This is a genomic window from Vibrio sonorensis (genome assembly GCF_001854765.1).
GTDB lineage: Bacteria > Pseudomonadota > Gammaproteobacteria > Enterobacterales > Vibrionaceae > Vibrio > Vibrio sonorensis.
In genome coordinates, this window is sequence record NZ_LJJE01000112.1 from 192626 (window position 1) to 218404 (window position 25779).

Consider the following 25779-nt stretch of genomic DNA (forward strand, 5'->3'; position numbering starts at 1 on the left):
GCTAATATCCTCCTCGTTCCAAGGAATGGGTCCGTAGCTCAGTTGGTTAGAGTACTACCTTGACATGGTAGGGGTCGGCGATTCGAGTTCGCCCGGACCCACCATCCCTTGCTGCATAATCATGCACTGGAACCACAATTTGGGAGTGTAGCTCAGTTGGTTAGAGCGCTACCTTGACATGGTAGAGGTCGCTGGTTCGACTCCAGTCACGCCCACCAATTCCTAGAAAACCCGTCACTCAGTGGCGGGTTTTTCTTTATCTGCTGTTTGTTAATAGCTTTTGGCTAGTACGTTGGTTTGGCTGCGTAGCTGCTTATAGCGATGTATAAACACCAGAGCGTCTACTACGTTTGCTAGTGCGATTGCGGTAAACAACCAAACAACGTCTAGTTTAAAGTGAACAATAACCAAGCTTGGTATCACAATGTTCAGCCAAAGTAACCAGACCTTTATCAAAGCAGTTTTGGTGACATCCCCAAGACCTCTTAATGCTGCGGTATATACAAATTGAAGCCCTAAAGGAACTTGAGCTAAACCAATTATGCGTATGTAGACTGAAGCATCATTGATTACATTGATATTGTCAGTAAAGAGACTGGCAAACGGTTGAGGAATTATGGCCATTATCAGGCCTATTGAGCCCATGAATAAACAGGCTAGCTTGGCAGTGACCACCACAATGCTATCTACATCCTGAGGCTTATTTGCTCCGATAAATCGACTAACCAGAGTAGTCGCAGCCGCCGCCGTTCCAAGGCCAGGTAGAAATGCAATACTCTCAACTCTGTAGCCAATTTGAAAACCGGCTGCGACAGAGGCGGCATAACTATTTATTAGAGAAATGACAAATAACCAACTCATCAAAAAGGTGAAGTTTTCGACTACTGAAGGAATGCCGAGTTTAAGTATTTCTTTAATGTGTTGGAGAATCCCCACAAACTGCATAGAGATGTGCGAAGTCTTGTTGAGCATAAAGAGATACATAGCAACACTGCAAGACGTCGCAATGATGGTCCCAATGGCCGCCCCTTGAATCCCCAAAGCAGGTAATCCGAAGTTGCCAAAAATGAATAGGTAATTGAAGGCAATGTTAAATCCTACACTGACGATTTTGATATTCATTGGCAGAGTGCTGTTCCCTGTGGAAACAAAGTAAGTAAACAGGATTACATCGAGGTATATAAAAATAGAGCCTGCTAGCAAAGTACCTAGATACATTGAGCCAAGCGTGGCAACTTCGTAGGTAGTTTGGAAAAACAGATACAAATCTCTGACAAAAGGAATTGCGAGCGTGCCCAAACAGTAGATTGGTAGTGCACCAATAATCATTGCGACAATAACGTTTTTGGCGGCTTGATGCTTTTTAGCACCGGTAAGGCGAGCGATGAGTATGCCACCACCAGTTGCAAACAGGTTATCTAGGGCACCTATAGAGCTAGAAAGCAAAACTAGCCCCATACCAACGGCGGTAAGCTCGGCAGTGCCAAGTCGCCCAATCATAAATAGATCGATAAGTACCATTGCCATATCAAGGAATAATTTCAAAGAGACAGGGATAGCAATGGTTAAAACCTGCTTTGAAAGTGATCGAGAGTTTTTCAACGAATTTACATACACACGAGTGTATGTCTCCATGTAAAGATGGAGGCTAGCATTGAGGGGAAGGGTTATGTATGACGCGCTCCCAGCACTAGCCGCATTGTTCCGCGGCCGACAAGAGGCACGGATACGTTAGTTACAGGCGCCGCCTAGCGAAGACCTAGCTATGATGGCTACATCTTTTTGTTTCGCTGAGCGGCGGATTCTATCCGCTGAGGCAAAAATATGAAAATTCCATTTTACGGTATAGATCATAATGGCCTCCTCTCAGTAACTTACAATCCGTTTAGGTCGTTGAATTTAATAATGTTTTGTTGAAATGTCAATCCAATGAAGAGTGTGATAGCACTGAAAAATGCTCCTCAATGCTTTCTTTATAAGCGTTCCCTTGCATGGAGAGGTAGTACCGCATTAATGTCGCGCACCGTAAGTCACTAGATTAGCAACTATAATGACCAGACGGATCTATTAACATATAAAGCAGGGCACTATGTGGAAGGGACCTATATACTTTTTAACATTTCTTGTGGTGTTCACCATACCTTTGGCAAAAGCTAATGAGCAGTACGAGATCGAAGTTGCCTCTCTACTCAATATGTCGCTCTCGGAGTTGATGCAAGTCGAAATCAGTGATGTTGGTTCTTTGACCAAAACGAGTAAATCAAGAGCGCCAGCAGCGGTTACCTACATAAGTCAAGCAGATATCCAAGCTCTGGGCGCACGCTCTATGATGGAGCTATTAGAGATTATGGTACCGGGTCTACAAATGATTCGGCATCATTACGAATTGCCGCATATGGGTATCAGAGGGATAACCAGCGATCGTGAAGATAAAGTGATGATTCGAGTTAATGGACGTGTGATGAATGAGCGTAGCGCTCGGGGTGCAATTACTGAGAGAGATTTCCCACTGATGGGAGATATTAAGCACATTAATGTTATACGTGGAGCCGGATCATCATTGTATGGATTAGGTGCGGTGAGCATGGTTATTGATATACAAACATTTGACGCCGAAAGTTTGATAGAAGATTCGATTCATGTTCGTGGCGGTGCAGGCATGCAATACAAAGCTTTAGGATTGAATTTCAGCAATCAATTTGACAATGGCTTGGGGCTCTACTTTCATTCTGAAATTGCCGATGTCAATGGTGCGAATGGTCAAGATGCTCCGCTCATTTATGGTAACGAAGGTGTAAGTCTTAATACTGGTGAACTAATTCGTCGCGGCGAACCAATGCCTACAATTAGCCGAGATTGGCAAGGCTATAACGAAGAGCCGTTTACCAAACTTCATCTAGGGATAGATTATAATAATAGCCATCTGTGGTTACGCTACACAAAAGCAGGCCGTAACATTGCTACTATGCTCAAAGGGCAAGTAGAACCGCCACTGGGTTTAAACAGTGTCAATGAAGAGCTGCTCTCAAAGATTGGTTATGAACAGTTCACTGCAACCTATGAACATGAGAACAACATTGATGCCGTCGCACTAAGTTGGATGCTAAGTTACGACCGAACAAATATTGAAAAGCAAGAGCCATTTGTTAAAGACCTTAACTCTTATGGTGAAGCAGAAATTTTTGCACGAATGATGGCGAACTGGGCTGCTACAGACAATAGTGATATTGCACTAGGACTGGAATATGGTCATGAAGAGTTTGGACTCAACAATGAGCAAAGTGCAAACGGCCGCTGGAATACCTACACTGTTTCCCTTCTAGGGGAATGGCAGTGGCGTTATGACAACGACTTAACTATTTTTGCAGGCAGTCGTATTGACAAAAACACCTATACTAATACCTTGTTCTCACCGAGACTTTCAGCAGTTTATTCCTCTGATGATATGAATACATACAAACTGTTGCTTACGCAATCTCGTCGGATGAATGTTGCCCAGCGTAATCGGCGTTCAGAAAGAGAAGGCAATAGTGTAGGCGATACTGAGGCGCTTAACAGCATCGAAGTTCGCTATGAACGAGCCAAAGGCAACAGCATAGCTGGAGTTAGTCTTTTCTACATTAACCTCGACGCTCTAGGTTGGGATGAGTCAGCGAGAAACTCAATTACTATTGGCAAGCAAACACAATGGGGGTTAGAATCTGAGTACACCCTGTTCACAGGCTCGCACCAGTTAAACTTATCGTTCGCTTACAGCAAACTAATTGACTTTGACTTGTACGGTCAAAACACCTTTATCACAGCCCACCCCTTTGGATATGGCAACGATTTAGCCGATTGGGCTACGTTTTCGACCAAGATTAGATATCGCTATGAGTTAACTGAGAAAACAAACTTTATCAGTTCTTTGCGAGCCTTTTGGGGTTTTGATGGTTCTCGCGATTTTCGCGATAAACAATTAGATGACTGCATATCTCCAAACGAATGCTTTGTAACTCAAGGCTGGGAGAAAGCTTATCAGGAACAGGTTTATATGAATTTGGGGCTAAAACACCAAGCTACGCCGAATGCCGTGTTCTCCTTAGACCTATACAATGTTCTAGGCGTCTTCGATAAAGATCTTAATAAGCGAAACTACCGAGATTCACTTGGTGATTATCGGTCTGAAGCCGTGGCGATATCAGCTGGGGTAATTTTAACGTTTTAACTTGCTTTCGTATGCAGTAGATTGAGAAACTTTAATTGAGTAATGTACTTAGTTTAAGGCCCATAAATCGGGGTGTTAAAGGGCTTATCCCAAGAGTTATCCAAAGAAAATGTGCATAAGACTAGAGTGATCTAATTGCTTGTGAAATAATTGTTGGTAAAGAAGTGTATTGCCAGAACGTTTCTTATCGACAAGAAAAAAGCCAGCACGCGATGCACTGGCTATAAATGTAATCTAAACCAATTTTCTAGCTTGTCGTAATCGGGAATACGCCACCCGCAGCCCCATTTTCTCCAACAACAAAGAGATATAGATTCGTTGTAGAGCCTTTTTTACCCGTGTACATATAGATGAGGGCAGGCTCGGTTGTCGCTGCCTCACAGCCAGTAAGATTCACGGACGCTGCGTAGTAATGACCGCGAGAAGCGATATCACCGGATATTGCACAAGTGTCAAGTATAGTACCTGAAAGCGATAGGTCGTTTTCGATGCGAAGGTTGTTACCAAGGGAATCGGTGTATGTGGTTCCCTTGATTCCGTCAAGGTTTATGGCTGTTGATTGTTTAGTGAATGTGCCTGCAACACTCTTGTTATTAAACGAGCCCATAAGGCTTAGTTCGTTGCCTGAAATTGAACCAGATAGAGTTGCAGTAGCACTCGCTGCTGTAGTATCAACTATGCCTTTAAGCGTAAAGTTATTGCCTGATACAGTTAAGCTGCTCGCAAACAGGACGTCAACGTTGTTAGGATCTGAGCCATTAATGGTAATGAACTGGGTCTGATTGCCGATAGTGGATACGAGGGCTGCATCATCACCTGACATATAAACACCGTTTAGGCTGGAAGCAGTAATAGTCGCTGTCGCAGGTGCATCGTCGCCACCACCACCGCATGCTGTAAGAATAATTGACGTTAATAACGCTAGTGCTTTTTTCATGTTAACCTCTTATATAACAACTGCATCGGACTTTATATTGACAGTATGCATAATTTCAACTTAGCTATATTAAATTGTGATGAGTGGCAAAAGTTAATGTAATCAAAAGGTTATACCTTTATAAAGGGTATGTCATACCAAGCTCATCTCCCCCCCTTAAATCTGCGTAAAAGCTCGACAAAGTATCGGTAACTTAACAATTTGTTGATCCAAACCATCTGAGAGTTTTTCAATGCATCTATATTGTTTTTGAAGGGATGAGGAGATAAACATGGATTTAAGGGAGTTACAATCGAGTAAATTGGTTTTAATCGGTAATGTTTGGGATGTAAATAGTGCAACTCTTGTAGAAGAGCTGGCTTATGATGCAATTGGCACTTCGAGCGCCGCAATTGCTAGATCTTTTGGTTACAAAGACGGTGAAGATCTGCCTTTTGAGCTTACACTCACGTTAGTAAAACGCATTCGTGAGTGTACAAGTAAACCTTTGACGGTTGATATCGAATGGGGTTATGGAGACACACCTGTAGAAATTGCTAAAAATATTAAGCTTCTTTCTGATTTGGGTGTGAGCGGCGTAAATATTGAAGATAGTGTTGTATTAGAAGGTCAACGCCAGCTAGTGGCTGCTGATAAATTCAAGGACAAACTTCAGCAGATCAACAACGAACTGATTAAGCTAAATGTCGATGTGTTTATAAATGTCAGAATCGATACTTATCTCTTGAGCGAAGAAGCCCCTTTGCAACAAACATTAGAACGCATTAGTCAATATGAAATGGCGGGAGCCGAAGGGGTGTTTGTACCTTATCTTGTGTGTCCCAATGAAGTTTCAAAAGTGTTGTCACATACCAAGTTACCGCTCAATTTGTTAAGCCACAAAGAAATGTGTAGCGTCAATGAGTTGCAAGAAATGGGAGTGAGAAGGCTGAGTATGGGGAACCGCCTCTATGAGAAGACATCAATTTACTCCGAGTCTCTTTTCAAATCGGTTTTAGAACAACAGTGCTACAGCACTGTTGCTTAACGGCGATAACTCGAAAATTTCACGTGAGTAATCCTTCTACTATGCTTAAGGCAAACTTGTCTACAGCGATATTAAAGTGATTCACTCCCCTAACGCGCAAAACCCTTGTACCAGACATTGTTGTTTAGATGACAATGACGTCTGTTTGGGTTGCTTTAGAAAGTTAGAAGAGATTTTGAACTGGAAGAGCATGAGCGAAAAAGAACAACAGGATTTGTTTGAAGAGTGTCTTTTAAGAAGAGAAAAAAATGAACAAGTGCTATTCCATTCACTAAGGAAACAGGACTAATTGTGAGCAAAATTAATATTAAAGAAAAATTTCAAAAAGTTACATCACTGTGGTTCCCCCATATTATCGCAGAATCGAATGGGCAGTTAGTAAAGATAGCTAAAGGAGAGGGTGAGTTAGTCTGGCATAGTCACGAGAACGAAGACGAACTATTTATTGTATTTAAAGGTAAATTAACGCTTAAGCTTAGAGATAGAGAAATCGAGCTAGAACCCGGAGAGATGTATGTAGTACCCAAAGGCGTTGAACATTGTCCTGTAGCTGAGCAAGAAACGCATTTTATGATGATTGAGCCAGCGGCTACAAAACATACAGGAAACCAAGAAAAAGAAATAACAGTAGCGTCAGAAAATCAGCCTTGGATATAAGTGTGGAGTTTTAAGGTATAACGAACTGAATAAATAACTTGAAGCAACCCCCATTATTATACGCCCAGAGTTTATCCATTTTTAAGCTGCATTAATATTGACCTGTCTATTAATAAACATGGAAGTTTTAAGGTGCAGGTTTTAAGAAGCAATACAAAGTCGTTGGCATTAATTACTTTTTTTTACGCATTAACCTTTGTTTCTTCCCAATGTTTGGCTGAAGACAGCCTAGATAAAATAGTAAATAGATATGTAGCAGCCTATGACGTTCCTTCTCTATCTGTTGTAGTAACGAGGGTAGGAAAACCTGTTGTTGCGCAAAGCTATGGCAGAGAAGGGCTGTTGTCGCCAAACACCCCGACCTATGTCGCCTCTATTTCAAAGTCAGTGACATCTGCCGCGATATTTTTGTTAAAGCAGAAAAAGAAAATCGACATTAATGATCCGGTATCTCAATACATACCCGAAATAGCGTTCTCTTCAACAGTTACGATTAAAAACTTACTCGAACACACCTCAGGAATACGGAATTTTAGTTACAAGTATGACTTTAACGGAAGAATAAGCCGTAAAGAGGCCATCGAACAATTATCAGGCTATCAACCAGAAAGTGAGCCAAATAAAGAATTCTTTTATAATAATACGAATTATGACCTTTTGGGCTTGATCATTGAGCGTGTAACTGGACAAACATTTAGCCGCTTTATTAGCGAAAACATTTTTGTACCGGTTGGGATGAATTACTCTTCAACAGTGGCTAGTGGCGACGTAACTGTGCCCGGTTACAACAATTTTTTTGGTTACCACTGGCAAAGGGAAGAAAAAATAAATGCAATAGAGTCGCCTTCGGGTTTTGTTATTAGTAGCGCGGCAGATGTAGCCAAGTTTATGGAGTTTGTCAGAACAGGTAAGAGCCAAACTGGTGCGCAACTAATCGACCTTGATAACTTAGGCTTGTGGCACTCCTTAGACGAAGAGCAAAACTATGGATTAGGCCTACAGCATAGAGAGTTCGCAGAAAGAGACATGATCGGTCACTATGGCTCGTTGTTCACCCATAGCAGCGCAGCTTGGGTTGACCCAAATAGTGGTATTGCGGTTTCGCTTGTTGCAAATAAAGTGAGCATTCCCTTGTTGACAGTCGGGATCCCCAATCTTGTCACCGACATTGTTGACCACGTTGGCAGTCAATATACGCAGCCTTTTAGTTATCTTCACCTATTAGCAAAGTATTACCCCGTGGTGATTTTTTTAGAGATCCTAATATCAGTTTTTGGCCTAGTTAAGCTAAAAAAGAAACTGCGAAAAATGGGTGTCGATACCAAACAAAAAGTTGGGGCTCTTATCAATCTATCCTTTGTATGCACACTGCCTGTGATCATCGCATTTGCGATGGGTAGAGTTCCGGGCTATGTATGGCTGTGGAATTTAGCTCCCGACTTATTTATGTGGTTTATCATCTCAGTACTACTCTGCTTAATCAAAGTTGGCATTGTGTTTCGAGCACCCAGACTGATCGACAATAAAAGGGTTATTTTTGCTACTGCTGATTAAATACAAGTGAAAATTGAAGCTCAGTAAATAGCAAAAATCAGAAAGTGGAAAATCAGTTGCATATGAGTTTGTCGAAATTACCCTTATTATTCATACACTAATCAATAACGGATAGGCTTATTTGGGAGGCACTGCATAATTATTTGCTTAGCTTATAGATTCGAAACTAGTCGCTACCTATTATGGATGAATCAATTAGTAGCGAAATCAATAGACGATGAATATATCGGCATGGTTTAAAAGCACTGCGAAAACTCCAGTAATTGTGTTAGCGATTGCTGTTTTTCCTATCATCTTCGTTTTATCTAATAGCGTTTACCAACAAAACAAAAACATTCAAAAGCTTGAAGCGGCGTTTCTTTCCATGATGAAAGCGGAAGAAGCTTGGTTCAAGTCTATTGATGAACGCTTTAGCCTGGTAGCACAAGAGTTTGACACATGCACGATAGAAGCTCGCAAGCAGTTACTGAAAATCGAATATTCAATGGCGGCAATCGCCAAAGCTTATATTATCGACAAGACTGGCAAGGTGATCTGCAGTAACGACATTGTTAATGCCTTACAAGGAGGCGTCGATCCAAAAGAGCTCCAGTCGGTCACTCACATGCTAACTGATGACAACTTGATTCTAGTTGCTCATTACTACGAAAATCGCGACATTTATGTGGCTTGGATTGTATCTACAAACTATATTGCAGCGATGAGTCGTTTAGACACACCTTTGCCTTATCAAATAATCAGGCGCTATGGTGACACCGAGTTGTTCAGTTATGGTACACGCGATAGCTCGGTGCCTAAGGGAGAGATGGAAGCAAGCATTTTACTCACACATAGCTATGATGAGCGCATGTCTGCAACTTTGGCGTATCCCGGACTTTACGCGCTGGTAATTAAAGAACTGAACCTGTTTGTACTCTTCACGACTCTGCTTTTCAGCGGTATGTTAGTCATTGCGTTTTTAACGATGAGCCGTTCATCGCTTAATAATGAAATGAAACGCGGCATCGAAAAAGGGGAGTTTCGCTTTCATTATCAACCAGTAGTGGACATGAGAACTGGTCAATGGCTTGGTGCAGAAGCTCTTATCAGATGGTATAAAGGGAGAAGTATCTACCTATCGCCGGATCAATTTATACCGTTGGCAGAAAAAACAGGATTGGTTATCCAGTTTCAGCACTTGTGTTTGGAGCAAGTAAGGAAACTAACATCGCATGTTGAACTAGAAGACAGCGACCTCTTTTTTGCAATAAACGCTTCACCTGAACATTTAACCAAGGAGTTTTGCGAAGCGATTCGCCCTGTCGATTGTGCGGGCAGTAGATTCGAAATAGAGATCACTGAACGTTGTTTCTCAGATCTGGATATCTCACAACTTAGAAATAGCCTAGAGGTTATTGAACACAAAGGTTATCAGATTTCGTTAGATGACTTCGGTACCGGAAAAACAGGCTTAACTTATTTAAGCGAACTGCCAATCAATAAGATCAAGATAGATAGACGTTATATTCAAGCGATTAATACAGATACCGTTAACTTTATCATCCTTAAGTCAATAGTATCGCTTTTTCATAACCTCAACGTCACTATCATCGCAGAAGGGGTAGAGACCCAAGAACAAAAAGAGTGGCTGATTGAGCATGGCATATACTTTGGGCAAGGATGGCACTTTAGCCGAGACTTACCCGCTGACCAGTTTATAGAACAGTTCACATTGCAACACCCCGTTAAAAGGGTTGAAATGGCATTACAGGGCATTAGCTAGAAATCGAACGCAGATTGATAAGCCTATGTCGCTTTAAGTTCGATTTCGATAAGCTATGGTTAGGTAAGTAATTAATAAAAGGAAACGACCGTGGCTTATGAACTATTAGTTGGCTTAGATGTAACCAATGATGAAATTTATCACGATTATCGTTTGGCGATGCGCCCATTGTTAGCGCAAGTTGGCGGATATTTTGGTTACGATTTTAAAGTGAGTGAAACCTTAATCTCGCGCACTCATGACAATATTAACCGAGTGTTCACCATTGGCTTTCCAAACAAGGAGGTCAAAGAGGCGTTTTTCACCTTACCGGAGTATTTAGAGATTAAATCAGAGTTTTTTACCCGCTCAGTCAAATCGACGACGATAATTGCAGAGTACAATAAGCAAGTAGAGTAACCCCTGCGAATCAGTGATAGAATGGGCCGGGGCTCATTTTTATTTTTAGGCCTTAAACCACTTAGTTCGGTGTATCCGATGACAAACAGTAAATTTTCTAATCTTGTTCACTCAAGACGCTCCGTTCGCAAGTACGACTCTGACGCCGCATTCGATCATGAAGAAGTAGGCGAAGCGCTTGAACTAGCGACTCTGTCTCCAAATAGCAGCAACATGCAGATGTGGGAGTTTCACCGTGTTGTTAGTGAAGAAAAGCGAAACGAACTTGCTCAAATTTGCATGAACCAAAACGCGGCTAAAACGGCCAATGAACTGGTGGTTTTTGTCGCAACTTCGCATAACTGGGAGAGCAGAGCCAAACTGAATAGCAAGATTGTTAGAGAGGCTTTTAAAGGAAGAGACGACACGACAGCCCAAAAAGCGTTGCGATACTACGATAAAATCATTCCTTTCGCTTACAAAAATGATCGCTTTGGGGTATTGGGTCTAATGCGAAAAGCACTTTCTATCTTTCTGGGGATGAAAGAACCAATGATCAGGGAGGTAAGCCGAGAAGATCTAAGAGTGTGTCTACACAAGAGCGTTTCTCTAGCCGCAATGACGTTTATGTATGCGATGAAGGATAAAGGCTATGATACTTGTCCCATGGAGGGATTTGACTCGGTAAGGGCCAAGAGATTGCTAGGCCTGAGACGTAGTGACCAAATAAGCATGATCATCGCGTGCGGCAAAAGTGCTGATGATGGCGTTTATTCCCAAAGGCATCGCGTGCCAACCGAAAGTGTTATATTTAAGCATTAACAAGAATTGAACAAGGGCTTCTATATGTTAGAAGCCCTTTTTTTGAAAGTTAAAAGCTATCGGCCTCGGCCGTCAACCATCACCGCTATGGTTTTGAACAAGATAATCATATCCATTGCAAACCAAGCTCTCCAAGAAGTTAGGGCGAGTGCGTAACTATGGTCAAAAGCAACTTTTCTTCGCACGTCTTCGATCGATGTATCATAGCCTTGATTAACCTGCGCTAGACCAGTGATACCCGGCATTACACCATAAGTACGATCTGAAAAATACGGGATTGCTTCTTCTAGTTTTGGATAAAAGCTCGGTCTTTCTGGTCTTGGGCCAATTAACGACATTTGTCCTTTTAACACATTGATTAACTGAGGAATTTCATCAAGTCGAGTTTTTCTTAAAAAGAGCCCAACACGAGTAATTCTCGGGTCTTTCTCGGTGGCCCAAACGGCACCTGTCGCTTTTTCTGCATCTTGGTACATGGTGCGAAATTTAATAATCTCAAACAAGGCCATGTGATCAGGAGTAGATTTGCCGACTCGAAGTTGTTTGTAGAAAATCGTTCCCGGAGACTCTAGTTTTATGGCAATTGCGATAAGTGGCAGTAAAGGTGAAAGTAACAGCAGGCCGAACAATGCGCCAACCAAGTCAAATATTCTCTTGCTGCTATCTACCGTTGTTAGATTGTTTTGTGTAGTTAACATAGGTGCTCTCCTTATTGACGAAGTTTTTTCCACTGACCAGACTCAAATCCAAGTAAATAACGCATACCGCCAATGAAGTTAGCGACATGGCCGACGACTAAATAACGGATGGCAGTACAATACTTGTGCGAAAAGAGCCATGGGAAAAGGTGATTAAATAGGGCTATTGCGTAGATAGCGATTTGGCCACATAACGCTAGATAGAAAAATGGGAGCTCTACTAACACTGCGGTGTTTATAAAGCCAATGATCATCAAGTAGGGCATGAGTACTCGTAGCCCTTTGCCTGACGCAAATAAAAATGCGACGGAACCATGGCGAGGTAAAAGTAATGACTTTAAATACAGTAGTTGCTGCATGTTCCCAGCAGAAATTCGCAGTCTGCGATAAAAATCATTGGAACGACTGCTATTTTCCATTTCAATAGCGTGAATCTTAGGTTCGTGAACGGCTTTGAATCCCTGCTTTACAATATCCATCGGTAGATAAAAGTCGTCGTTGATGACGTTTTTGGGCAAAGGACGGAATAGAGACTTTCTAAACAAGTAAAAGGCTCCATGTGCACCTAGTGTAGAACCTACACTAGATTCATAACTTTTAATCTTGGTTTGATAATCCCAATATCTCGATTCACTACTACTGGCATTTAGGTAACTGTAACTGCTGTTCACAACGCCAACTCTGCTGTTTGAAAAATGGCGACTGGCGATTAGTAAGGCGTCAACGGAAACGAGAGAAGAGACGTCACTAAGAGCGACTAGATCGGTATTAACGTGTTTAAGTACGTCATTAAGTACGGCGACTTTCCCTCTATTTTCCTCAAACTCAAGAACTTGAAAGTATGTGTCTTCACATGTGGCATCCTGAATCACATCTCTGGCGATAGCGCCGTTTTATCGCTGCATCCATCGCAAGCAATTATGATATTGAGTTTATCGTGTGGGTAGTCCAACGCAGCCAAATTATGAATTTTAGATTCGATCCACACTTGTTCATTAAATGCGGGTACAACAATCGTCACTGAGGGATACAAGTCATCTTTGTCTCGGTTCACGTAATTGCGAACAGGCACTTTTAGAACTTTTTTAAGGGTTCGTCTTCCGAGTGTTCTTAGCAATAACGGATACCCCAAATGATGATAAACAATTAGGAAATATATTAGGCTTGCACTAACAATAAGAGCATGGGTCATAAAGAATACTCCTTCGTCCAAACATTTGCGTACTGGAGAACCATGGATTGGATATCGTTGTTTTTAACAACGAAACTTCTAGGGCATTGCTGACTCGAGGATAGGGATTTGACAATGGCTGTTGCGAGCTCGTTAGGATTATCGGCTGAGCAGGTCATTCCTGTATTGGAACACACTGTCTCTTTTGTTCCCCCTACATTGGTAGCAACGACATTGATTCCACAAGACTGAGCCTCTAGAGTGGAAAGGGGAAAACCTTCTTTTCTAGACGGTAGAACAAAGAGGTCGAGCGCTTGATAAAACGTGGGCATATCGTCAACCAGACCAAGAAATTTTACGCGTTCTGAGAGCTCTAAATCACGGACAAGCTTTTCAAGTTTATCTCGTTGACTACCGGCCCCTGCGATAACCAGTTTATAGTTTTTGGGTAGCTGTTTTAGTGCATAAATTAGTACATCTTGTCCTTTTACGTGCTCTAAACGACCAGCGCAACCAAGCCAAATATCATACTGAGACAACTCTAAACGGATACGACTTCGGTCTTTAGATCCCAAAGTAAATATATCTGTGTCAATACCGTTTTTAATCACTTCTACTGGGTAGTTTGAAAACCAACGAGTTAAACGTTTCGCAACAAAATCGGCGTCAGCGATAAGACGAGGTTCAGATACCTTGAACAACAAGCGCTGATAAATACGATGCTTAAGGCAGTTTAGGTGCCATGCATCGTGTTCAGTATGTACCAGTCTCACGTCTTTGTTTAAGAGCGTCGCTAAACCTGCATATACTAAGGGGCCGATATGATGTGTGTGAACGATTTGAGGTTTTAACGCTTTAAGCACTGCGGATATCTTGCGTATCGTATCAAGACTAACCCCACTTGGTTTTTCCAGACAGATCAACTGGTTTTCGCATTCCGCCAGCCTTGGCCAACGATCTAAAAGTTCCTGCTTTGAGCCTTCGAGACTCACAATCCAAAGCTTATGTGTATGGGAGGTTAAGCGATAAAGCTCAAGGGCAAGCTGTTCGATGCCACCCGGCGACGCTCGCTGGATGATATGAACAATTACGGGTTTATCTCTAATGACATCTGTTTTGCTAATTTCCATACGCAAATCCTCTTGTTTACAAAGGAAATAGCAGGGAATGTGCCAATAAAAACATTAGTTAAATCAACAACATAAAATTAAACTCAAGATATTCCTATTTTGAGAATTAATAAAAGAACGCTTTGGCAAATAATAAAATTCATCGCCACTTCAAACGGAAACTTTTTAAGCACTAGGTAACAAAAAAATGGGCTACCTATAAGGCAGCCCTAAAGTAAATATCTAGAGTGAATTTAAAATTGTGAAGCCTAATTCTAGGAATAAGGGCAATGACGCTTGTGCCAGATAAGGCCTCTAACTCATCAACTCTTCTTATGCTGGTATCAAGTAGCTCAAGTATAATCGCAGTACCAATCCCTAATGCTATACCTGCAAACCAACCAGCAAGGGTAAACACCCAAGCGGGTATGTTAGATGGAACACTAGGTGTAAAAGGCAAGTCTATGATTTTTACGCGCTTGTTTTGTTCGAATAACCCAAGTGAGCCCGTGAGTTTAGCCATTTCATTACGCTCTAACAGTTGTTCGTAAAGTTGACGTTTTATCGTCACTTCGCGTTGTAAACGCAACAGCTCTTTCGAGTAGTCGCCAAATCCGAGAGCCTTTTCTTCAAGATCTTTGACCATTTTATCTAGGCTTTTGGTCTCTTCATTGAGAGATTCAAACTTTGCCCTCACGAGTTGAAGGTTGTGGAGTTGCGTAACGAGTAGCGGCGTCATTTCACTCAGGTTAGCGAACTCTTGGCTACTTGCCATATCCCAAAGTTGCTCACTAGAAATGTCTTGCTGTTCGACGCTAAGCAAGGTTGCACGTTCTTCTTCCAACCTCCTCAACTCCCTTTTTTTGCCTTGAACAGCGCTGTGGTTATCGGTGTATCGAGCTTGCAATAGCGAAAGCTCGCTTCGAATATCGATGATTTGCTCTTCTAACTTACCTATAACTGGGTTGGTTTTAGATAGCTGTTGATCAAGTGAGCCTAAGCTTTTTCTGACCCCAGAAAGTTCTGCTTTTTTTTCCGCAAGTGTTTGCTTAAGACTGGCTAACCTAATTAAGGATTGAGCCTGCAGCTCTGGCGTGACACCAGAAAATCTATTTTGATAATCAGCGAGGGCGTTTTCTGCGCTTTCCAAATCCAGTTTACGTTGTGTGATGTGGATTTGCAGAAACTCGCTGGAATGCTCAATAGATGAGCGCTCTGGAGCCAATAACTGTTCGATAAAATGGTGGCTAATGGACTCTAATAGATCTTTCATGCCATTAGGGTTACGTGCAGAGAGCTCAATTTTTAGAAAATCTTTACCCAACTGTGTGATGTTGAGTGCGTGTGACAAACGAGTAATGACGGCTTCCTTTTCTTTATCACTCATGTTTTCACTGATCAGGTTTTGCTCTGTCGCAACAGACGTTAGCACGTGGCGACTTTTGAGGAGCGTTCTAAGGGCATGTAATCGCTCTTTTAACATGGTTGAAACTGCAAGATCTTCTAGAAAAGGGTTCATTTTCGCCGTTTCTTGAATCAACAGACTGGTATGTGCTTTATAAGTTGTGGGCGCGATGTTACCAACAAAAAAGCCCACAATTGGCATAAGGAGCATTGGAAGAACAATGATGTATCTTCGCCTCCATGCACCGCAAAAAAGTGTAATAAAGCGCAATTTAAGCTCGTTCATAACGCCTCCAAATAACCTCTTAACAGGTTAACTCTAGAACTCCAGCGATGCTGTTTTGCGACCGCCTGTTGCTGTTCTTTTTTGTTGGACAGGGTTTCAAAAACGGTAATCGCTTCATCCGCGTTGTCATAAATATTGATGACGTGACTTAAAGGTTCTACTGCGTTAAACCTCGAAGCCAAGACAGGTGTTCCTGAGCTCAGGTATTCCATCAGCTTTAACGGGCTGCAATTCTTGATCTGCTCATTATTAATAAAGGGCAGAAGCGATATGTCCCAATGCTGGATATAACTTGGTAAGGTGGAATGCGGTTTCGGCCCAAGGCGATACACATTAGGTAGGTCGTCCAGAGGGAATGAGGACAACTCTAATGGCCCCACAAACACGAAGTTCCATTCTGGTTTCGCCAAGCACAACGACTTTAATAGATCGTAATCCAACCACTCAGATAGACTGCCGTAAAAACCGGCAGTGGGACGAGCATTATTTGGCAAATCCGTTGCCCTATAAGTAGGAGTTGCAAAAAGATCGTAATCGACCCCATGTGGCATTAGATAAGTTTTGTGCGAAGGGAATTTTTGCAATAGTTTGTCGCTAGCAGCGAAGATTACATCCGACTTTTCGACCAGCTTACGTTCGTGTTGCTCAACTACTTTATGGTCGACCCCCGCGAGAGAGGAAAAATCATCGCCACAGTAGTAAACGACAGAGCGCTCTCCTAGGCTGCCGCAAAGGTCAGCGGCGGTAGGTAGCGAAGTCCACAAAATCGGGTTGGAAATCTTATGGTGTCTAAATAGCAACTTTAGCTGCCATACCATAAGCGTCTTAGCAAACCATCGCACCACCACAGATTGCGGGGCTGGTATAGTTCGCAGATTAACGGTAATTATATTGGACGAGAAGGCATCGTCGCTAAATTTGACTGTCCCTTTACTGCCAAATAGTTTTCTAAAAACTCTGGCAAGGTCTTTTTTGCATAAGCGAGGCTGTCTAAGCCCAATTGAGTTTACCCATAACACACGGTAGTTTTTGCATAGACCAGTAATTAGATGCTGAGTACTAGATGGTAAACCGCCAAAGTCTTCGCCAAACACAATAATATCACGCATAGTAGTCACCACTTTGTGTTCTTACTACTTTGGCTGGATTTCCAGCAGCAATGGCACCTGCCGGTATGTCCGAAACCACGACGCTGCCCGCAGCAATAATTGCACCTTTACCAATAGTGACACCATTTTTAACCGTCACATTAGTTCCTAGCCAGACGTCATTCTCAAGTATGATGTCACCAATCGTTGAAGGATCGTCTCCATCACCGCGAGCGCGTCTTTTGGGGTCTACAGGATGCCCCGAATAACCAAAGAGAAACCCCTTACCGGCAATGCGAACATTGTCGCCAATTAACACTTTGCTTCCTACCGCTATGGTTGTCTGCCAACCAATATCCACATTGCTACCGATTTTGAGCAGTGGACTTTCGGTTTGCGTGCATCCGCTAAAGGTCGTTTGTCCAGAGATTCGGCAGGAGTCTGCTATTTCGATTTGCAAATTCCCAGACACAAAGGGAACCCCACCAAACACATATAAGTCCTTACCATGTTTTTTTAGTTGTTGCTTGAAGGCAGGTGCGCAGATAAAAGCGTCGCATAAGGTTGTGCTAAACAACCGGTATAAACGATAAATTGAATAGGCGATGAAATTGTATACTTTTGGCGTGCTAAATTGCATTCTGACAATCGTTTTGATTAAGTCAAACATACGGCGATACTTGGCGTTAGGATGATTTTTCAACCAACTTTTTGCTCTTTCTACGTTACTAGCAACCATAAGCGTGTCTCTTTTTCTGGGTATAGTGATAGAAAAGGAACAACTTACGTGCCAAAAGTTATATTGTTTAAATTCAGAAGCTTATGTTTGTGAATTTAAGAATTCTCATTTTGATTCTGTTTTTGAAGATTTTTTTGCACGATATGCGATACACAAATATTAAGAGAGGCAAGGATATAGATGGGCCATGTAAATCCTTGGGTTAAAAAGGTTCCAGACACAATTGTACCAACGAGTCCCGCATAGATGGCTTCGCTAGAGGAAATTAAGATAGGGTGGGGCGAACTAAATTTCCCAATTTGGTTTTGATTTCGCTTTGCGCATTTGATTAATACGACGATTAAGGCAATAAAAATGCCTAGTCCTAAAAAGCCAGTCTCGGCCAATATACCAAACCAAGTACTATGAACCGCGTGATTTAGCCCGTCCCAATGGGAGCTGTAAAAGAAATAGTTGGCGTAAAAGTTTTGCAGTCCAACTCCGGTTATTGGATTGTCCAAGGCCATTTTAAAAGCCGCTTCCCATGCGTAGAGTCGCCCCATCGCTGATTCATCTATACCTGCTTCTGCGGCTCCTCCAGATTTGCGACCTGAAATACCAGCAGCGACAAACAAAACCATCGCCACTATTCCACACAGAAGTACTAGCAAGGTTTTAGACTTTATTCTTTTAAGTGCAAAAATACCAAACACCGCTAAGGAACCTAGCAGCCCACCTCGACTTTGCGTTGCTAATACGGCGAATATCGTTAGTACAGAAACAACTAAACCGAGTATTCGATACGATGTGGGCATCTCTTTGGTCATAGCAAAACCTAATGCAAAGGCCAAAGGAAACATGAGTACAAGGGATAAATCATTGGGGTCGCCAAGCATAGAACCTAGGTTTCTTCCGATTGTAACGCGGCTTCCTTCTACTAAACCGATGCCGTTTGCAGAGTTAAAAAGTGCAACTGAAGAAACTAATAGTCCACAAACAACAATGAGCACCGCCATTTTGTTGAGTTTGAATTCGTCATTGATCAGCCAAGTGATGGCCAAAGTCATCACCTTGATCTTCCAATAGATGTTTTTAAAATACTCTATGGCCAAACCGGGGTTAGAGGAAGTAACTATGCCTAAAATGACTAACATCCAAAAAATGCAAAGTAGAGTTAAACACTTATGCCAATAGGGCTTTAGTGTCATGCTGATTAAGGTGTGCCAGAGAAGACCACTTAGGGCACCAAGAGAAAGCAGCAAAGGGATCTTAAAGTTGTAAATCAGAGGAAACGCTTCGTGTAGTCGGAAAAAAGAAAATAATACAAACAAGCAAACAAACCAGAAAGTGCCGTGAATAACAAAAAGCGCGCCAAGTGGAAGAACGGCTAACACGAGAATGACTTCTGGACGTGGGATCAGCAGCCATAAAAGGCTGGGAACGAGTATCAATAGACTGGCCCACATTGCTTGACTGCTGCGACTAATCATATCGACCTACCAAGGGTCTAAGAAGTCTAACTTTACTAAAGAGACTCGGGGCTAACTCTAATTTATTGGCTAACCATACAATGGCGGTGATCTGAGTGAAAGCGAATAAAACCGAGCTTATAGGATCAAGGTCAAGTGCTATCGTCAGAATAGATAATAAAGATACTGACAGTAATAAGGCGCATGAGTGTCCTTTGTAAGGCATAGGTGTCAGGGACTGACTTTTGATGTAGATACTGAAAAGCCTGCCCAACTGAGATAACCAGATTGCGAAGATTAAGGCTAACACGCCGTAGTCGATTAACACCCAGCACAATGATAGCCCTATGGTTGTCCAAACGAGGTTATTCACTAAGATCCAGTGATTCTGCTTCGATTTGAGAATGCCGAAATTAACGATTTCTGTCGACTCTTTGAGCATCACAACCGCGATAGCGCCAATGCAATAAAAGATACTGATTTGATATTGCGGGTCGAGAAATAGAGAGATGACGGCTTTAGCGGTCCACGCAACAAGTACGCAAAGAAGTGCTAAGTAAACCAAGCCGTATTGCGAGTATCGAGCAACGGTTTCATTACCAAATTGATTAAAGTATTGAAAACGTTTTGGCATCCACCACATGCCAAAAGGTTGCATGAGTACACCCGTTGCGATAGCAAATTTCATTGCTACGGCATAATGCCCAAGACTTTCTAAACTGGCGTTAACTCCAATAATCCATCTTTCACCACCACTCAACCCAAAGAGCACAAGTGCAGATAACATAAGGGGAGCAGCGTACTTTAATAGAGCAGTAATACGCCTAACTCTAGGGACAGTTAGCGGAATATCGAGATAGTGCCACAGGAATATGAACTGAAAGCTAGTACACAAAACGCCGATCGAAAGTACGCTGGTTTCAGAAGGGATGTAAATCAGGACGGCGATCAGCAGCACAAATTGACTAACCAGCAGTATCATACTCATTTTAAAGAAAAGCACTGCTCGGTTTTGGATTCTAATCCAAGCAGTACATATGGTAAGTGGCCCCTCAAATGCGACAATCAGACCAATCAAAAAGAGTTGTTTCGTATCTATCCATGGGTTTTCTAATAAACCAGCACTAAGCGAAACCATCCAAAGACCAGAAGCCAACATTGAAATGGTAAAACTTAACGTAAAAACGACGGAAACTAGCCTTTTCTGATCATCAAAGCGCTTAAATTTGGCTATGTATCGGTACAAGCTTTCGTGCAACGCGACTCCAACTAGCAGACTCATTAACGCTGCTGACGTCGCAATGAGATCCAAGCGGCCGATTTGTTGGGCGGATAGAAAATAGGTCATTATGGGTAAGGTGATCAGCGCAAAACCCTTGGTAAAGAGTAGGGATGCACCGTAGATCGCCATATCTTGCATTGCTTTGCTTAGTACTACCATTTTAACGCACCTCTAAGGAGTTATGTGCGCCTGAAGGGATTTCAAGGCAAGATTCAGTACACAACACGTCATGAACTATGCCAGCATAAACTTCTTCTGCTCTATACTGTTCGGCAATTTGCTTACTGGCTTTTGAAATCCGAGTAGCTAACATTTTATCTTCTGTCAGACTCAAAATGGCCTGAGCCAGTGAATCCGCATTGTCCGGTTGGTACTTGAGGCAGTTTTGATAAGAAGAGAGGCGCTTGTCCCAATATGCACCATCTCTCGGTATCACAATGCACATACCGGCAGCCATGGCTTCTAAAATTGATAGGCCGAAAGGCTCATTTTTGCTCGTTGAAATGAAAATGTTACTTTGCTTACGTATCTCATCTATACAGCGAGGCTCCTGATACCAAAGAACGTATGGCAAAGGTTTTGGCGCATCGCTCGTTGGTACTGATATGTTTTGTGGGCGGATAAAGCAAATGTTCGCTGCGATAGGTTTTTGTCGATGGACAACTTGGATGCCATCACACATCAAGTCTAAACCTTTCCATTTAAGCAAGGAAGCAGCCCAAAATAGAACTGGCTCAGCTTTATTGCATTGGCTTGGCCAGTGTTGACGTTTTATACCATTTACGAATGAGCAAAAACGAGGTCCGTTTAACTCCAATTTCGCCAGTTCTTGAGCATTCGCGCGGCTGTGCGTTCTTTCGTAATGACGACTCAACGCTGCTTGCAACTGGGTTCGAGAAGAGTGAAGGTAATGAACCTTGTGCACCTTCATCAGGCACCAACCAATAGAACGAGAAGGGGAGACAGGGCCATGAATGAGTTGAATCAAGGTCGCTCCAAGCAACTGGTTAAACAGGTATAAAGCCATATCATTCCCGGGTCCAGATGCACCGAGCAGACAATGGAATTTTCCCTGTTTTAGTCTTGTTATAGAGAGCACCAAAAGTAGGTAAAACTGTTTAACCCAAAATAACAAACCTTGATTGCAAGACATCAAAGTGTTGGCCATTGGGAACCGTACAATGTCAGTGTTACACTCTTTGGCTAGGTCACTCTCTTGCCAAAAACTAACGTCTGCGGTGAGAACGGTGTACTTTACCTTCCCCCCTTTGGTGAGTGACAAGGCGGCATCTGTTGCAATCTTAGACCCACCTTTGAAAGGGACAGGATCGAAGAGCAGTATGTGGTTTTTCGCAGCAATACCCATATTACCTCCCAACAGCAAAGCGATTGCTGATATAGGTGCGAATAGGGCTTAGCGTTCTCCAAAGTCTGATTTTTGTTGTACTCTTCTCTCGAATTGAGGCGTCGTAAACCGCCTGAATACGTTTGACGTTTTCTTCGCAACTATGGTTTTTGATTACATTAGCTTTTGCTCGCACACCCAGAGCTTTGGCAGGTTTGCGATTTTTAATTACCGCGCGCATGGTGTTTACAAGAGGCCCAATCCCTTTGTTTTTATACAATAAGCCATTCTTTTTATGGGTGATAATTTCCGGAATGCCACCTTCCTCTGGAGCAATGATGGGCAACTCTGCTAGTGCAGCTTCATTGAAAACAAGGCCAAAGGCTTCTTGTCTTGCTCCACTAACGTAGCCATCGCAGCCCTTAAGCCATGTCAGTACATTGGTCTGCTCGCCGACAAAGTGAACGTTCTTTTCAACGTGAACACACTCTGCATGTTGCTCCAGCTTTTGTTTTAGTGGCCCTTGTCCAATTACCAGTAGATGTGTATCAGGATATTCAAGAAGTACAAACCTCAGAGCCGTAATGACACGATCAATCCCTTTTCTATGTATGAGCGAGCCAACCGTAACAAATAGATAGGAGTTTTTAGGAATACCTAACTCATGTTTTACGTTTAGATACTCTTTGTGGTTAAAGCGTTCAATATCTAATCCGTTGTGAATAACCGAAATATTGTCGTTGGGATAGCCATCTTTGCTTAGGTACTTTGTAATCGCCTCACTAACTGCAATCACACGCGGTGACATGTGAAGTCCATAGATCATACGTTCAAAAGAAGGGTAATCAGAGTGAAGTTGAGTTACTAACGGGACCCCAGAAAGGCGTGAAGCAACCGTCATCCATTGGCAGGGCGCAGCACTATTTGCATGGATTAGATCGATCTCGAATTCATCAATCATGTTACGGGCTTGGCGAACTTGTTTCAGCCAAGCCGAGAGATTAAAACGACTGCCTTTGGTTACGAAGAGTCGATTAAACTCGCTTAATTCGCTGTGTACACCGCTGCGTAACACTTCCTTGTGCAGTGATTCACAATTGGTCCATACATACGGATTATAACGAAGAGTATCAAGACCACGAACCAGGTCTAGTAGCAACGTTCACTGCCTCTAATCCAATCATCACCGTAGTGTACGTACAAAATATTTTTGCGACTCTCCATTTTCAAATCCTCTTTCTTTAAGGGATATGAAGACGACTGCAAAGGAGGTGCCAAAAATAAAAGATTCTATCTGATTGAATTTATTGATTTATTATAGTGATAATTAGAGATTCTCAAATTGAGAATCACCTTGACCAATAGCTTTTTGATATTGCTGAACGACTTTAGGGACGATGACATGGGGAGAATAGTGTTTAAAAACGGTATTGAATGCTTTGTTCTGTAGTGTTTTAAGTTCTTCTTCGTTTAGTTCCAGCGCTTGATTTAATAGCTGAGGTAGAGCTTTACTATTGCCAATAAAGCCATTTTCTCCATTTTCAATAAGGCTGGGCAAATCGCCGACAGCGGTACAAACCACAATGCATTTTTTACTCATGGCTTCCAAAGCGACCATAGGAAGGCCTTCAAATTTAGAGCAGATCACCACAATTTTGGTCTTGTTCCATATCCTTTCTGGATCGGATACATGGCCATGCAGCGAAAGGTTGCTCGGTTTTAGGGATTTTAATTTATCTAGTAAAGGACCAGCGCCGAAGCAATCAAACTCTTGACTCGGAAACTGGTTAGCAAGCGCTAAAAAACGCTCTGGCGCTTTTTCTTCGCTTAAACGACCGACGAAGGCGATGCGATTGGTGTTGCCAACTTCCAAGTCTACACAAGAGACAAAGTTGTTAAACCGGATCGACTTGCCCCAAAGCTTATCTTGGATAGGTTTGCTCACCGCAAAGCTACGTGAAGAGAGAAAAGTAGAGAATCGATCAATAAAGTCGTAGATCCAAACCTTACCCTTAGGTGTTTCTCCAGCGTGATAGGTGGAAATTTGAGGTAAGCCTGTCAACAAGCGTGTCAGTTTGCAAAGAATACTCGCTTTATAACCGTGGGAATGTAACAGGATAGGCTGGTATTTAGTCACGGCATATCGAAGACCTTGTAGGCCGATATTTCCACTAGCAAGTTGACTAATATAACTGTATTCAAGTTGATGACGTTTTACTTTTTCTACCAGTGGGGAAGGTGGACTGTACTCTGCGACTAAAACTAAACGAACTGATATCTTTAACGCTTTCAAACCTAGCATGAGTTGGAGTAGGTGGCTTTCGATGCCACCATACGTCTTACAATCAGCAACAATCCACACCTCATTCCGCATTACCTCATTCCGCATAGTTACCTGCTTCTTCCTCTTCCCAAGCTTGTTTTTTCCTATATACCGTTGAGGGACTGAGTTCGAGTAACACAGCGGCATTGAGTACATTTCCGTTACATAAATCTATAGCTCGCTGAATGGTTTCGCGCTCTACTTGCCACATTGGTCTAATTTTAGAATCCGTGGGAAGTGACTGAGACTGAGCGGGGGTAGGTTCGGCTGAAACCAATGTGACGCCGTCACTATTAGTCTCCATAGCCGGAGCAGAAGGCGCAACTGGTCTTGGTGTTTTCGCTGGTTTTCCCCTTGTAACTTCAGCGGGCAAGTGACTGATATCAAGCTGGTTATCATCGTTAAGCACGACAATATTTCTCAATACATTTTGTAATTGACGAACATTTCCGGGCCAATGATAACGCTTTAGTAGAGCGCCAGCATCTTTACTTATTGATGAAAACGTCTTGCTATCTTCTCTGGCATACTGTTTTAAGAAATGCGTAGCCAAAGTGGTTATATCAGTGCCGCGTTCTCGCAACGGAGGCATTTCGATGGGCACCACGTGAACACGATAGTACAAGTCTTCTCTAAACCTACCTTCTTCAACTTCTTGGAGAGGATCTCGGTTAGTTGCACAAATAATCCGAACATCTACTTTAAGCTCTTTTGAACCACCTAGTGGGGTAAAGGTTCCGGTCTGTAAAAATCTCAGAAGCTTCTTTTGCATCTCTAGGTCCATCTCGCACAGCTCATCTAAGAAAAGAGTTCCACCATTTGCCTGAGATGCCGCGCCTTGGCGATCACTAGTTGCACCAGTGAAAGCGCCTTTGAGATGTCCGAAAATTTCGCTTTCCATCAGATCTTTAGGTATTGCGCCGCAGTTAATGGCGACAAATGGCTTATCTCTGCGTTGGCTTTCTGCGTGAATGGCTTCTGCACAAACCTCTTTACCGGTTCCACTTTCGCCGACGATAAATACGCTCGCATTGGTTGGTGAAACCGCGTCGATAGTCTTATAAACACCTTGCATAAGCAAACTGCTACCAATAAAACCGTGGAACCTTTGTCGATCAAACTTAGTCTCAAAGTCTTCTACTAAATGCTCCAGTTTGACGCGCTTTAAGTGCAGTTCGATAGAGGTTTTTAGGCGGTTCGCTTGAATCGGCTTTTCGAGAAAATCTTTGGCTCCTTTTTGTAAAAGCGATACCGCAATATCAACAGAGCCATGAGCCGTCGCGACGATTACCGACGTCGGCACTTCACTTTCATTAATCCAATCTAAGATTTCCTCACCTGACATATCTGGAAGTTTGAGATCCAATATGACGAGTTGGGGGACATTTCGTTCAATAAAGTCGATAGCGTCACGCCCTGTTTCAACGTGAAAAAGGTCGTAAGGTTCATCTTTTACATACTGCTTGTATAGAACGGCAAGCGAACTAGAGTCTTCGATTAAGAGTACCTTTGCTCTCATGTTATTCCTCCTTTGTATTTGTC

The 25779-nt window shown here is 42.5% G+C and carries 21 protein-coding genes, 2 tRNA genes and 1 pseudogene; 10 read left to right on the top strand and 14 right to left on the bottom strand.

Going from position 1 to position 25779, the window contains the following annotated elements:
• The first annotated feature begins 27 nt into the window (after positions 1–27).
• Positions 28–104: transfer RNA gene (locus tag BLO31_RS20795), tRNA-Val, on the top strand.
• A gap of 37 nt (positions 105–141) precedes the next feature.
• A tRNA-Val gene (locus BLO31_RS20800) sits at positions 142–218 on the top strand.
• A gap of 52 nt (positions 219–270) precedes the next feature.
• Here BLO31_RS20800 and BLO31_RS20805 read toward each other — a convergent pair.
• Positions 271–1602, bottom strand: a complete 1332-nt coding sequence (locus BLO31_RS20805; RefSeq protein ID WP_175443261.1) for an MATE family efflux transporter — start codon at positions 1600–1602, stop codon at positions 271–273.
• A gap of 487 nt (positions 1603–2089) precedes the next feature.
• Here BLO31_RS20805 and BLO31_RS20810 point away from each other — a divergent pair, with 487 nt between their 5' ends.
• Complete coding sequence (locus BLO31_RS20810) at positions 2090–4207, top strand: TonB-dependent receptor plug domain-containing protein (protein WP_070971391.1); 2118 nt, start codon at positions 2090–2092, stop codon at positions 4205–4207.
• Positions 4208–4454: 247 nt separating this feature from the next.
• On the opposite strand, the gene BLO31_RS20815 is transcribed toward BLO31_RS20810, so the two are convergent.
• Entirely contained in the window at positions 4455–5144 is a 690-nt protein-coding gene (locus BLO31_RS20815; RefSeq protein ID WP_070971394.1) for a hypothetical protein, read from the bottom strand.
• Positions 5145–5415: 271 nt separating this feature from the next.
• On the opposite strand from BLO31_RS20815, the gene BLO31_RS20820 reads away from it, so the two are divergent.
• The 7 genes from BLO31_RS20820 to BLO31_RS20845 all read left to right on the top strand — a co-directional run bounded on the left by BLO31_RS20820 (position 5416) and on the right by BLO31_RS20845 (position 11344).
• Complete coding sequence (locus BLO31_RS20820; RefSeq protein ID WP_070971397.1) at positions 5416–6171, top strand: isocitrate lyase/PEP mutase family protein; 756 nt, start codon at positions 5416–5418, stop codon at positions 6169–6171.
• 76 nt (positions 6172–6247) lie between these two features.
• Positions 6248–6460: a DUF1289 domain-containing protein gene (locus BLO31_RS23320; protein ID WP_217495147.1), complete on the top strand. Its 213-nt coding sequence runs from the start codon at positions 6248–6250 to the stop codon at positions 6458–6460.
• A gap of 2 nt (positions 6461–6462) precedes the next feature.
• On the top strand, positions 6463–6828 hold the full coding sequence (locus BLO31_RS20825; RefSeq protein ID WP_070971400.1) for a cupin domain-containing protein: 366 nt from the start codon (positions 6463–6465) through the stop codon (positions 6826–6828).
• A 162-nt stretch (positions 6829–6990) separates the two neighbouring features.
• The gene (locus BLO31_RS20830) at positions 6991–8382 is read left to right on the top strand and encodes a serine hydrolase domain-containing protein (protein ID WP_175443263.1); all 1392 of its coding nucleotides are present in this window, start codon (positions 6991–6993) and stop codon (positions 8380–8382) included.
• A gap of 217 nt (positions 8383–8599) precedes the next feature.
• Positions 8600–10144, top strand: coding sequence for an EAL domain-containing protein (locus BLO31_RS20835; protein ID WP_070971405.1), 1545 nt, complete (start codon positions 8600–8602; stop codon positions 10142–10144).
• Between the two features lie 90 nt (positions 10145–10234).
• Positions 10235–10543: a DUF1330 domain-containing protein gene (locus BLO31_RS20840; RefSeq protein ID WP_070971407.1), complete on the top strand. Its 309-nt coding sequence runs from the start codon at positions 10235–10237 to the stop codon at positions 10541–10543.
• A gap of 78 nt (positions 10544–10621) precedes the next feature.
• Entirely contained in the window at positions 10622–11344 is a 723-nt protein-coding gene (locus BLO31_RS20845) for a nitroreductase family protein (protein ID WP_070971660.1), read from the top strand.
• Between the two features lie 56 nt (positions 11345–11400).
• Here the strand turns inward: BLO31_RS20845 and BLO31_RS20850 are convergent, their stop codons facing one another.
• The 12 genes and pseudogenes from BLO31_RS20850 to BLO31_RS20905 all read right to left on the bottom strand — a co-directional run bounded on the left by BLO31_RS20850 (position 11401) and on the right by BLO31_RS20905 (position 25756).
• Positions 11401–12057 (bottom strand): sugar transferase, encoded by a 657-nt coding sequence (locus BLO31_RS20850; protein WP_425425319.1) that lies wholly within the window; start codon positions 12055–12057, stop codon positions 11401–11403.
• Positions 12054–13234 (bottom strand): annotated as a pseudogene (locus tag BLO31_RS20855) (glycosyltransferase family 2 protein). The gene BLO31_RS20850 and the pseudogene BLO31_RS20855 overlap by 4 nt, the downstream one beginning before the upstream one ends.
• Entirely contained in the window at positions 13231–14343 is a 1113-nt protein-coding gene (locus tag BLO31_RS20860) for a glycosyltransferase (protein WP_070971414.1), read from the bottom strand. The pseudogene BLO31_RS20855 and the gene BLO31_RS20860 overlap by 4 nt, the downstream one beginning before the upstream one ends.
• A 196-nt stretch (positions 14344–14539) precedes the next feature.
• A complete protein-coding gene (locus BLO31_RS20865) occupies positions 14540–16012 on the bottom strand; it encodes a GumC family protein (RefSeq protein WP_070971417.1) in 1473 nt (490 codons plus the stop codon).
• Entirely contained in the window at positions 16009–17121 is a 1113-nt protein-coding gene (locus BLO31_RS20870; RefSeq protein WP_070971420.1) for a glycosyltransferase family protein, read from the bottom strand. The genes BLO31_RS20865 and BLO31_RS20870 overlap by 4 nt, the downstream gene beginning before the upstream one ends.
• The gene (locus tag BLO31_RS20875; protein WP_070971423.1) at positions 17114–17839 is read right to left on the bottom strand and encodes an acyltransferase; all 726 of its coding nucleotides are present in this window, start codon (positions 17837–17839) and stop codon (positions 17114–17116) included. The genes BLO31_RS20870 and BLO31_RS20875 overlap by 8 nt, the downstream gene beginning before the upstream one ends.
• A 95-nt stretch (positions 17840–17934) precedes the next feature.
• A complete protein-coding gene (locus BLO31_RS20880) occupies positions 17935–19308 on the bottom strand; it encodes an O-antigen ligase family protein (protein ID WP_070971426.1) in 1374 nt (457 codons plus the stop codon).
• Entirely contained in the window at positions 19301–20728 is a 1428-nt protein-coding gene (locus BLO31_RS20885; RefSeq protein WP_070971429.1) for a lipopolysaccharide biosynthesis protein, read from the bottom strand. The genes BLO31_RS20880 and BLO31_RS20885 overlap by 8 nt, the downstream gene beginning before the upstream one ends.
• Position 20729: 1 nt before the next feature.
• Complete coding sequence (locus tag BLO31_RS20890) at positions 20730–21935, bottom strand: glycosyltransferase family 4 protein (RefSeq protein ID WP_070971432.1); 1206 nt, start codon at positions 21933–21935, stop codon at positions 20730–20732.
• 1 nt (position 21936) lies between these two features.
• Positions 21937–23073 carry a glycosyltransferase family 4 protein gene (locus BLO31_RS20895; protein WP_245688530.1) on the bottom strand — a complete coding sequence of 379 codons (1137 nt, stop codon included), beginning with the start codon at positions 23071–23073 and terminating at the stop codon, positions 21937–21939.
• A 168-nt stretch (positions 23074–23241) separates the two neighbouring features.
• Complete coding sequence (locus BLO31_RS20900) at positions 23242–24303, bottom strand: glycosyltransferase family 4 protein (protein WP_070971435.1); 1062 nt, start codon at positions 24301–24303, stop codon at positions 23242–23244.
• Positions 24293–25756: a sigma-54-dependent transcriptional regulator gene (locus tag BLO31_RS20905; protein ID WP_070971438.1), complete on the bottom strand. Its 1464-nt coding sequence runs from the start codon at positions 25754–25756 to the stop codon at positions 24293–24295. Before BLO31_RS20905 ends, BLO31_RS20900 begins: the two co-directional genes overlap by 11 nt.
• Positions 25757–25779 lie beyond the last annotated feature (23 nt).